We start from the raw sequence: 11,064 nt of genomic DNA, 5'->3' as shown, positions 1-11,064 counted from the left end.
AATCGACTTAAGGAATCCATATCGATGAATCTTCAACGTGTTACCTATGTCTCCGAACACCTGTTACCCTTGACACCGGTCTATACAACGGGAGAGGGGTTGGGGAGAGGGTGTACGCGAAGCGTTTTTGCTGTATCGGTGCAAATCACACCTACCCATCAACAACAACTACAGATTGCTGAACGATAGGATAGCGCTGCTATCGCCCCCTCTCCCACAAGGGGAGAGGGGAGCTATATGACCAAGCTATTCACTACACTGATACTTTCCACTATGTATCGAGCGTTTTTTGTTCGCGGGAGTACATCTCGTTTATCAACAAGGCGCTTTGAAGTGCATCCCTGGCCAGGCATACACAGTTATACATACGGGTAGCATCCCCCCTGGGGACTGATACCGAATCATTAGCCATCCGTAACATAGGTATAGGCCCTGGAGTCGCCACCTTTCTGATCACTGCACTGGGCTCCGGCACCGTGAACATCGAGCCAGCTGTTGTTGATGAAACTCGACTGATCCTTATCGACACTGGAATATCCCGCGATTGATGTGTTATCTCTGTCAGCATATGTCACTACCGGTTACCCTAAACTCACCGGTGACCAGCAGTCCGATGGTGACGTTGTCGATATCGTTCACAGAGAAAGGTTGTAGAGCCGGTGGCGTCATCGTCAAGATTCCAGGCATAACTGAGAATGACACCATTCACGTCGATTTAAGTGGGGCCATCGAACGCAATCAGCGTACCCACATCCCCTGTGTATGAATCGGGATTTCAGCGCTTATCCTTGAACTCAATCTCCAACGACTTGAGCTTGCGATAGAGATGTGTCCGCTCCATGCCCACCTCTTTCGCCATGCGTGAGATATTGCCTTCGTGCTGCTTGAGTTGATACTCCAGGTAGACCTTTTCGAACTCCTCTCTGGCTTGACGCAGAGGCTGATCCAGGGAGACCGGGGATTCCGGACCGACCAGAGAGCCACCCAGCTCCGGTGCACCCATCGACGACTCCACCTCTTCCTGGGAGATCTCGCTGCCGGCACCCAGGATCAACAACCGCTGCACCAGGTTTTTCAGCTCCCGCACATTGCCATGCCAGGGGTGGTTGCGCAGGGTGTTCTGGGCGCCCACGTTGAAGTGCCGGTAGGGCAGTTTCTCATGGGTTACATACCAGTCCACGTAGAAGTTGAGCAGCTCCGGCACATCCTCCGCATGCTCCCGCAGCGGCGGCACATGCAGGGGTACGACATTCAGATGATAGAAGAGATCCTCGCGGAAGGTGCCGCCCTGCACCGCCTCTTCCAGGTTGTGCTGAGTGGCAGCGATGATACGCACATCGATACTCACCGGCTCGCTGCCACCGACCCGCATGAAGCGTCCGGTGTCCAGAGCGCCTACCAGCTGCGACTGGGCCTCCAGATCCATGTCCGTCACTTCATCGAGAAACAGGGTACCGCCCACGGCCTGCTCCAGCCTGCCGTAGTGGATCCGCCCATCCTCTTCGCTGCCGAACAGCTCCTGGGCGGCATTGCCCTTGACGATGGCACTGACATTGACCTCTACGAAGGGACGGTCACGACGCAGACTTTGCGAGTGCAGATAGCGGGCCAGGGTCTCCCGGCCACTGCCCGGCTCACCGGTCACCAGCACCCAGGTATCGTGCTGGGCGATACGCTTCACCTGCTCTCTGAGACGTTGCATCACGGTACTTCTACCGGTCGGTTCATGTACCGCATGGACATGCTTGCGCAGCCCGACGTTCTCCTGTTTGAGCTGCTCAGCCTCCAGCGCCCGCTCCACAGTGAGTAGCAGCTTGGCCAGAGAGAGAGGCTTCTCAAGAAAGTCATAGGCACCGAGCCGGGTCGCTTCCACCGCCGTCTCCACCGTGCCGTGACCGGACATCATGATCACCGGACAGGGCAGCACGTCATCCTCACCCCACTCTTTGAGCAGTGTGATGCCATCCATATCCGGCATCCAGATATCGAGCAAGATCAACTCCGGCCGACGCTCCCGCAGAGCCTGTCGTGCACTCTTGCCATCTTCCGCCATGGAAACCTCATAGGACTCATCCTGCAGAATCTCTTTGACAAGATTGCGAATGTCCGGCTCATCATCCACCACAAGGATGTAGGCCTTACTCATACTTGACTCTCCCAGGGCCTGTTGACACGAATCCAATCGGCACTGCTGGGACTCTTTTTTCGCCCAGCAAGGCAGAATGAGCGTCGTGTAGTTGTTCTACATGAGCGAATGATAACGCCGCTGGGGGGAAAATAGCCCCAGCCCTCCGGGTTGCCCCTGAAAATGCGTCACTTCGCGTTGCTCGTCGTTCATTTGGAACTACCAAACTTCTCTCCTCGCGCCTTGATTGGCGCATTTTCAGGGGCAACAGGGCTAATTGGATTTGTGTCAACAGCCACCAACATTGGCAACTGCATCACCAGGCAGGCACCCTTATCGCAATTCTCAGCCCAGATGATACCGCCATGCTCCTCGACAATCTTCTTGACGATTGCCAACCCCAGCCCGGTACCCTTCTGCTTGGTTGTAACATAGGGTTCGAACAGCTGCTGCATGATCTCCTGGGGAATCCCAGGGCCATTATCCTGTACCCGCAACTCATAGTTGGGATGCTCATCCCGCTTCACCACTTTTGAGATCAGACTCACCTGAGCATCCGGGATACCTTCAAGTGCCTCAACCGCATTCTTCAGCAGATTATGCACCACTTGCCTGATACGCAACGGATCGGCTTCCACACGAGCCTGCTCGGCACTCATCTCCACATCAAACTTGATCTTCTGGTTACCCCGATAGAGATCAAACACCTCGCTAACCAGGTGCTCCAGTTCTACCGGTTTGGCAGCCATCTGCGGCGGCTTGGCGTACTCCGAGAAGTCATTCACCATGCTCTTCATCGCTTCAACCTGCTGCACAATGGTGTGAGTGGCCCGATCCAGGACCTGGGCATCCTGCTCCGGCATACTTTTGAGATACTTATGTCTCAATCGCTCGGCAGACAGCTGTATCGGGGTCAGGGGATTTTTGATTTCATGGGCAAGACGTCTGGCCACCTCACCCCAGGCCGCATCGCGCTGAGCACGGATCAGCGCGGTGACATCATCAAACAGCACAATGTGGCCGATTCGGCCATTCGGTTGAGCAAACGGCGTGGTCCGGCAGATCAGCACTTTACGCCCCTCCCCACCGAACATGGTCAACTCTCCCCGCCACTCGTTTTCCATCTCACCCAAGGGTGCCTCGAGCCCATCGGCAAACTGTCTCAGGATGGGAGAATCCAAGCCCAGGTTGCCGATCGGCTCCCCGGCCACCTGATTCATGTTGACCCCGAGTATCTTGCCTGCCGCCGGGTTGGCGGTACGCAATTTACGCTGCGCATCGAAGGTCAGCACCCCGGAAGAGAGTCGCGCCAACACGGTCTCGAGATAGGCCCGCTGACCTTCCACCTCACGCTGACTTCGATCCGCCTGATCCCGCGCCTGACGGATTCGCCGGGTCATGGCATTGAAGGAGGCGACCAGAAAGGCCAGCTCATCGGCACGCCGGGGAACCGGCAGCTGACGATCATAGTCACCGCCGGCAACCGCCTTGGTACCGGCCGCGATGTTGGCAATCGGCGCAACCAGTCGACGGGCGGAGAAGAAGGCGGCCCAAACCGCAGAGAGTACCGCGAAGATCAATACCAGAGAGAGGGTCAGGGAGAAATTCCGTTTTAGTGACTGGCGCAAAAAGGAGAGCTCCTTGTAGCGGTTGTAGGCCAGCTCCAACTTCTCCGAGAGCACACTGACCCGTTCCGATGCCGGGTAGAGCCCCTGAATGATCAACGGTCTGCCCAGCGGATCGGCCACCGCCACCCGGATCATCAGTTCATCCTTGTCCCGCGCCAGACCCACATAGCTGTTACCCTCGCGCAGGCGCTGCATGATGTAGTCGTCCGGTTTGGCGGGCGCCAGCTCGTCTGCCACTGCATTGGAGTAGGCGATAATCTGTCCACCGGGATCACTCAGTGACAACTCCAGGGCGCCGGACTGCTGACGCAGTCGTGCAATAGTCAGTGAAAGGGCCGACTCGGAGGTATCGGCGATACTCAGCAACTGCTGTTCGGTATATTTCAGCCAGACCCGCTGGTTGAGCGCCAGGGAGGCCTGACCCAGCTCCCGGGCATCCTCCATCGCCTGATCGATCTGCACATCGAACCAGCTGTCGATACCCCCCTGCAAAAAGCTGAAGGAGTAGTAGTAGACCACACCGACCGGCGTCAGCGCGATCAGAGTGAAGATCAACACCATGCGCAGGGTAAGTCGGGAGCCTGCACTGTGCCTGAGATATTGGCGTATCAAGCGGATCGAGTTGTAGGTGATCAACACGAACAGCACAAACATACCGGCCAGGTTGAAGATCAGCAGCGGTACGAAATAGCGACTGAGCTCAGCGGAGTTCTGCACAGCGCTGCTCATCAGATGCAGGCTGACCAGCAGCAGGATCAGCAGCAGGCCGACTGAGAGTCCGCCCAGACGTAAACGACTCAGGGTTGAAGGGGCCATTGGGACCATCCGGTTGTTAGTTTCCAGCCACCGCCAAGATAGGCCAATGGCTGCAGCGGTAACGGCAGGGAGTCAATATCCAGATCGGCCCGCAAGCGTAACTGATAGGCCTCACCGGGAATCAGCTGCACCAGGCGCACCAGCGGCAGATTATTGATCTCCCCTAGCGCATAGAGCGCCGCCTCCTGGGTGACAAAGTTCTGTTCATCACCGGACTGCATATCCACCACGCGATAGAGTTCGGTCAAGGCATGGTAGCGAATCTGAAACCAGAGGGTCTTGTGAAACGGACTGGGCTCCCAGAATCCGCGCCAGACCTTTTCCACCACCAGTTGCACCTTCAGGGTCAACGGAACACCGTTGCTCAAAGCCTGATGCGCCTTGTCGCTCAAGGCATAGTCGATGCGCGCATTCAGCCGATAGCCGTTATCCACTTTATTAATCTGCACTTCCTTGACCAAAAAACTGGCGCCGTGAGCCTCGGTAAACCCGATCAACAGCATCAGCAGTAGGAGAGTTGTGCGTTTCATTGCGGCTGTTTTACCAAAGCTGCATAGAAAAACCCATCCATACCATCCACGCCAGGCAGGATCTGCCGCCCCAGGTCGCTGGCCTCTCCCCACTCGACCTCCAGCGACAGAACCTGGGCATCCGGCTGTTCGGCAAGAAAACGACTCAATTGGCGATGATTCTCATCAGCCAGGATCGAACAGGTGACATAGAGCATCCGGCCACCCACCTTCAACAGGGGCCAGACAGCGCTCAAAATCTCTCCCTGCAGTTTCACCAGCGCCGGGATATCCGATGCTCTGCGCAGTTGCTTGATGTCCGGGTGTCGTCGTATCACACCGGTGGCTGAACAGGGCACATCCAGTAGGATCCGATCATATTGCCGCTCTGCCCAATCCCCCTGAGGATGCGCCGCATCACCCACCACGACTTCTGCCTGCTGATCGAGCCGGGTCAGATTCTCCTCCACCCGCTGCAACCGCTCGGCACTGAGGTCGACGGCGGTCAGACGGACTGTTGGCTGCCGCTCCAGAATGTGACAACTCTTGCCACCCGGTGCGGCACAGGCATCCAGCACATGCTCCCCGGGTTGAGGGTCCAGCAACTCCGCTGCTAGCTGGGCAGCACCGTCCTGAACCGACACCCAGCCCTGCTCAAATCCAGGTAATCGGGTGACATCCATGGGTTGCTGCAGCGTCAGGCCTGACTCGATGTAGGGTATGATCTCCGCGACTATACCCATCTCCTGCAGTCTCTGCTGATAGTCCGCCAAACTTGCTTTAGCCAGATTGACCCGCAGACTCATCGGTGGACGTTGGTTCAGTGCCCTAACCCGCGATGGCCATTCGTCCGGCCACTGTTCACGCAGTATGTCCAGCAACCAGAGGGGCATGTCATAGGCCACCTCCGGTTGATCGGCGATCGCTTTCAGCAGACTCTCCTGCTGACGCTGAAAATTTCGTAGAACACCATTGATCAGTCCCACTGCCCATTTTTTTCCCAGCGGCTTGGCTGCGCCGGCCGTTTCATGCACCGCGGCATGATCCGCCACCCTCAGATAGAGAAGTTGGTAGAGCCCGATCAGGATCAGTGCAGCCACGTCCCGGTCCCGGCTCTTCAGGGGTTTGCTGAGCAGACGTCGGCTCAAGGCGTCGAGCTGCATGAAATTACGCATCACCCCATAGGCGATCTCCTGCACCAAGCCACCGTCCCGTGGATCAGTAATTTCAGCACTATGTTTAGGAATCGACTCAGACAGGGAGTGACCGCTCAGCACATCTTCAATCACCCGGGCCGATGCCGACCTGGGATTGGTCATTGGCGGTCGCTTGCGCCCCCCCATCAAGTCAGCACCACACCATCCATGGTGTGGGCATTGAGAAAGTCACCGGCCGCCATCGCCCGTTTGCCGGGCATCTGCAACTGGGTGATACGCAATACTCCTTCCCCGGTAGCCACATCAATTCCCGCTCTTCCGCTTGCCACCACCTGCCCCGGGGTTACAGATCCGTCACCACCGACAACCTCGCTGCTCCAGATCCTCATCACCTTGTCACCATACAGACAGTGAGCCACTGGCCAGGGGCTGAAGGCGCGGACCTGACGATCGATCTGCACAGCCGCCTGGGACCAGTCGATCTTGGCCTCCTCCTTATCGAGCTTGCTGGCATAGTTTGCCAGGGAGTCGTCCTGGGGTACCGCTTCGATCCGGCCTTCACTCAGCCCGGGCAGAACCTCGATCAACGCCTCTGAACCCAATTCAGCCAGTCGGTCATGCAGCGAACCACCGGTCTCGGCCGGATCGATCGGTGTGCTGCGAATACTCAGCATGGGGCCGGTATCCAGTCCGGCCTCCATCTGCATGATGGTCACACCAGAGGTCTCATCACCGGCCAGAATGGCGCGCTGGATGGGGGCCGCCCCCCGCCAGCGGGGCAGCAGTGAAGCGTGGATGTTGATACAGCCCAGCCTGGGTATGTCCAGTACTGCCTGGGGCAGTAGCAGGCCATAGGCCACCACCACCATCAGATCGGCCTGGTGCTGTTCCAGCATCTGCTGCGCTTCAGGATCCTTCAGGGTCTTTGGCTGAAAGACCTCAAGATTGTGCGCCACGGCGAGTTGCTTGACCGGACTGAACTGCACCTTTCGGCCGCGTCCCGCCGGTCGGTCCGGTTGAGTGTAAACCGCGACAACACGATGCTCCGTTGTGAGCAGAGCCTGTAGGGCCGAGGCGGCGAAATCCGGCGTACCGGCGAAGATTATTTTTAGAGGCTGAGCCATGGGATGGATTCCAAAAGGGTCCTTAGCAGTTGTTTTTTAACAAGTTTGGGATGCGGGTCTCAGACAGATCCCGGATCACCGATGAAGATTGTTTCAGGGTCGGCTTCAGATTACTTCGCGAGCACCTGCTACGGAACTGGTCTGCTGTCGGCTCTCCTTCTCCAGCTTTTTACGGATACGCTGACGTTTCAGACTGGAGAGATAGTCGACAAACAATTTACCATCCAGGTGATCCAGCTCATGCTGAACACAGACAGCCAGCAAGCCTTCGGCTTCCTTTTCAAACAGAATCCCGTCCCGGTCCAGGGCTTTGAAGCGGATCCGGTCCGCCCGACTCACGGATTCGAAAATGCCGGGCACCGAGAGGCACCCCTCCTCCATCTGTTCAACCCCATCTTTCTCGATAATCTCGGGATTGATCAGGCAAAGGGGCTCGTTCTTCTCTTCCGAGAGATCGATGACCACAACCCTTTTTGCCACATTGACCTGGGTCGCAGCCAATCCGATACCAGGTGCCTGATACATTGTCTCAAGCATATCGTCAACCAGCCGACGTATAGAGTCGTCGACCTGAGCCACTGGTTTGGCTTTGTTGCGTAGCCTGGGATCGGGAAAATGAAGTATGTCGAGAATCGCCATTGGTTTATCCAAAATCTATAGTACAAATGCAAGAAATTGCGCTAACATAATGATCATACTGGAAACTGGTGTACTGTCCCATAGGGTTTCAACCACTGAAACGAAGACAGTAGCGGCAGTAGCAGGGGAGTTCCCCAGCCTCTACCCTCACCAATTCGAAGCGTTTCCGTATCGCACCCAAGGGAATAGTCATGTTACATTTTAACAACAAACTCATCGGAGTCATCAGCGGCTTGCTGCTCTCCTTCGCTTCGCTGGCCGCTGACCACGTGGCGCTCAACCCAACCCACCCGGAACGCTATACCGTCGTCAAGGGCGATACGTTGTGGGATATCTCCTCGATGTTCCTGCGTGATCCCTGGTTATGGCCGGAGGTGTGGTATGTCAATCCCCAGGTTGAAAACCCCCACTTGATCTATCCGGGTGATGAGTTGGTACTGACTTATCTGGATGGTCGCCCGATCCTGAAATTGGACCGCAAAGGCAAGCTCTCTCCGAGAGTTCGGGCCACACCGCTTGATCAGGCCATCCCGACCATTCCCATCGATGCCATCGCACCGTTTCTGACCCGTCCCTACGTGGTCGATGAAGACCAGCTGGAAAAAGCCCCCTATATCGTCCACTTTTTGGATGACCACATCGTAGGTGGCGCAGGCATCAGCTACTATGCCCGCAGCATCATGGAGGAGCAGCCGAATCAGTACGCCATCGTTAGACCTGAAAAGCCTTACAAAGATCCGGATACCGGGGATACCCTTGGCTATGAAGCGGTCTATGTGGGCAGCTCTGAACTCAAACGCACCGGTGACCCGGCCAAACTGCTGATCACCACTTCCACTCAGGAAGCGATTATCGGCGACCGCTTGATCAAGGTGATGGAAGAAGAGCCGCTGATCGATTTTCAGCCCAGAGTGCCGGATATGCCGATCGAAGGCCGGATCATCTCGGTACTCAACGGTGTCTCCCAAATCGGCCAATACAATGTAGTGGTCATCAATAAGGGCAGCAATGTGGGCCTGGAGGCAGGACACGTATTGGAGATTCTGCAGGGCGGTAATGAGATCCGCGACATCGTCATAGGGCGGGGTGAAAAAGTTAAATTACCACTCGAGAAAGCCGGTCACCTGATGGTTTTTCGCAGCTTTGAGAAGGTGAGCTTCGCACTGGTGATGAATGCCACGAAACCGCTGCATATTCTTGACTGGGTACGACCACCCGTAAATTGATCGGTCGATTGCCGGCGCCTCATCACGCGCCGGCCGCTTAACCTGCTGGAGGATCTCAGGCATCATGGACGATATGCCGCCAAACACATCAGACACACTGGATGCCTGGCTCCAGGTCTCCCATACGCCGGGCATCGGCAATCGCTACTTCAAACGGCTTATCGAACGATTTGGTAGCGCCGAAGCCATACTCACGGCCAGCCCCGATGAGCTGGCCGCCCTGTCGCTACCCCCGGCAACCGTCGAACGGCTCAGCAATCCCGATCCACAGCGTATCGAGACCAGCCTGAAGTGGCTGGAGCAGCCGGGCCACCAGGCGATCACTCTGAACGATCCCGATTACCCCCAGCTGCTTAGAGAGATCGACGATCCACCTGCGATTCTCTATATGATCGGTAACCCGGAACTGCTCCTGCAACCCCAGCTTGCGGTCGTCGGTAGCCGAAACCCGACCTCGTCCGGACGGGACAATGCCCGGGAGTTTGCCCGATTCCTGGCCGGCTCCGGATTCACCATCTGCAGTGGACTGGCCCTGGGAATCGATACCGAGGCCCACCGGGGCGCCCTCTCTGCGGGACGTACCCTGGCCGTCATGGGTACGGGACCGGACCGTATCTACCCGGCGAAAAACCAGGCACTGGCCCATCAGATCGCCGCGGACCATCTGCTGATCACGGAGTTTCCACCGGGAACCCCCGCCAAAGCGGAGAATTTCCCCAGGCGCAACCGGATCATCAGCGGCCTCTCTCTCGGTGTTCTGGTTGTGGAAGCGACGTTAAAGAGTGGCTCACTGATCACCGCCCGGCTCGCCGCAGAACAGGGAAGAGAGGTGTTCGCCATCCCGGGCTCGATCCATAACCCTCAATCAAAGGGCTGCCACGCTCTGATACGTCAGGGTGCAAAGCTGGTGGAATCGGCTCAGGACATCGGTATCGAGTTGGCTCCACTGACCGGTCTGCTTGAACCGCTAACTGACAAGACTCAGCCAGCCACACCACAATCACAACGCCAAACAGATCCGGATTACCAACGATTGGAAGAGGCGCTCGGCTACGACCCGGTCTCAGTTGATGAATTAATCACCCGAACCGGTTTGACCCCGGAGGCAGTTTCGTCCATGCTGCTCTTGCTCGAGCTCGAAGGTCATGTATCATCGGCACCCGGCGGCTACTACAGCCGCGTATTAACTGCATCCCGCCCGAGCGGGAGAGAGAGCAAATGAACGAAAACGTGGTCGACATTCTGATCTACCTCTATGAGAACTACATGGATGGTGAACATGCACCGCCAACGGATCAACATGAACTGCGGGATGAACTGATTCAGGCGGGCTTTCCTTCAATAGAAATCAGCAAAGCATTCGACTGGCTGGACGAACTGGCAGAAAATGCACAGGACCAGCAGCACGACACCCGCCAATCCCACTCACTGAGAATCTTCACCGAAGAAGAGATCAGCCGACTGGATGTGGATTCACGGGGTCTGCTGATGTTTCTGGAACAGAACGAGATTCTCACTCTGGCCGCTCGCGAGCTGGTTATCGACCGGGCACTGGCCCTGGACACCGCAGTCATTATGGAAGAGGAGCTGAAATGGATCATTCTGCTGGTATTGATGAATCAACCCGGCCAGGAGGCCGCTTTTGCCCGCATGGAAGATATGGTCTATAACGAAGCGCCGGTTTTTCTGCACTAAGCGACAAAAACGGATTTTGTGGACACAATTCAGACTGGCCATGCCGGTTTCAGGACAACCAGCAGGGTCGATTCCCCCTCATAGATTTTTATCGAACGACACTCCGCTGAAAGGGATTTTCACAACATCCAAGACCACATTTTGA

12 protein-coding genes are annotated in these 11,064 nt (G+C 56.6%); 4 read left to right on the top strand and 8 right to left on the bottom strand.

The features are described 5' to 3' along the window. Positions 1–189 (top strand): hypothetical protein (locus tag AC4IE8_RS11250; RefSeq protein WP_490791038.1); only part of this gene is annotated, 189 nt, incomplete at its 5' end. 215 nt (positions 190–404) lie between these two features. Here the strand turns inward: AC4IE8_RS11250 and AC4IE8_RS11245 are convergent. The 8 genes from AC4IE8_RS11245 to def all read right to left on the bottom strand — a co-directional run bounded on the left by AC4IE8_RS11245 (position 405) and on the right by def (position 7,998). Beyond that, on the bottom strand, positions 405–575 hold the full coding sequence (locus tag AC4IE8_RS11245) for a hypothetical protein (RefSeq protein WP_490791037.1): 171 nt from the start codon (positions 573–575) through the stop codon (positions 405–407). Next, positions 562–687 carry a hypothetical protein gene (locus AC4IE8_RS11240; protein WP_490791036.1) on the bottom strand — a complete coding sequence of 42 codons (126 nt, stop codon included), beginning with the start codon at positions 685–687 and terminating at the stop codon, positions 562–564. The genes AC4IE8_RS11245 and AC4IE8_RS11240 overlap by 14 nt, the downstream gene beginning before the upstream one ends. Before the next feature lie 88 nt (positions 688–775). Next, complete coding sequence (locus AC4IE8_RS11235) at positions 776–2,146, bottom strand: sigma-54-dependent transcriptional regulator (RefSeq protein ID WP_068988898.1); 1,371 nt, start codon at positions 2,144–2,146, stop codon at positions 776–778. Positions 2,147–2,334: 188 nt separating this feature from the next. Then, positions 2,335–4,569, bottom strand: coding sequence for a sensor histidine kinase (locus AC4IE8_RS11230; RefSeq protein ID WP_490791035.1), 2,235 nt, complete (start codon positions 4,567–4,569; stop codon positions 2,335–2,337). Then, entirely contained in the window at positions 4,551–5,099 is a 549-nt protein-coding gene (locus AC4IE8_RS11225) for a DUF4390 domain-containing protein (protein WP_490791034.1), read from the bottom strand. Before AC4IE8_RS11225 ends, AC4IE8_RS11230 begins: the two co-directional genes overlap by 19 nt. Further along, positions 5,096–6,397, bottom strand: a complete 1,302-nt coding sequence (rsmB, locus tag AC4IE8_RS11220) for a 16S rRNA (cytosine(967)-C(5))-methyltransferase RsmB (protein ID WP_490791033.1) — start codon at positions 6,395–6,397, stop codon at positions 5,096–5,098. The genes AC4IE8_RS11225 and rsmB overlap by 4 nt, the downstream gene beginning before the upstream one ends. A 23-nt stretch (positions 6,398–6,420) precedes the next feature. After that, a complete protein-coding gene (fmt, locus tag AC4IE8_RS11215; RefSeq protein WP_068988891.1) occupies positions 6,421–7,359 on the bottom strand; it encodes a methionyl-tRNA formyltransferase in 939 nt (312 codons plus the stop codon). Positions 7,360–7,464: 105 nt separating this feature from the next. Continuing rightward, entirely contained in the window at positions 7,465–7,998 is a 534-nt protein-coding gene (def, locus tag AC4IE8_RS11210; RefSeq protein ID WP_068988888.1) for a peptide deformylase, read from the bottom strand. A 191-nt stretch (positions 7,999–8,189) separates the two neighbouring features. Here def and AC4IE8_RS11205 point away from each other — a divergent pair, with 191 nt between their 5' ends. The 3 genes from AC4IE8_RS11205 (at position 8,190) to AC4IE8_RS11195 (ending at position 10,919) form a co-directional block, all read left to right on the top strand. Continuing rightward, complete coding sequence (locus AC4IE8_RS11205; protein ID WP_068988883.1) at positions 8,190–9,224, top strand: LysM peptidoglycan-binding domain-containing protein; 1,035 nt, start codon at positions 8,190–8,192, stop codon at positions 9,222–9,224. A gap of 73 nt (positions 9,225–9,297) precedes the next feature. Next, positions 9,298–10,446, top strand: a complete 1,149-nt coding sequence (gene dprA, locus AC4IE8_RS11200; protein ID WP_490791040.1) for a DNA-processing protein DprA — start codon at positions 9,298–9,300, stop codon at positions 10,444–10,446. Beyond that, the gene (locus AC4IE8_RS11195) at positions 10,443–10,919 is read left to right on the top strand and encodes a Smg family protein (RefSeq protein ID WP_068988878.1); all 477 of its coding nucleotides are present in this window, start codon (positions 10,443–10,445) and stop codon (positions 10,917–10,919) included. The genes dprA and AC4IE8_RS11195 overlap by 4 nt, the downstream gene beginning before the upstream one ends. Positions 10,920–11,064 lie beyond the last annotated feature (145 nt).

The sequence above is a fragment of the Candidatus Thiodiazotropha sp. AKAK2 genome (assembly GCF_058244685.1).
Note: the sequence above shows the minus strand (reverse complement) of the source record. Positions and strands in the feature narration are given on the sequence as shown.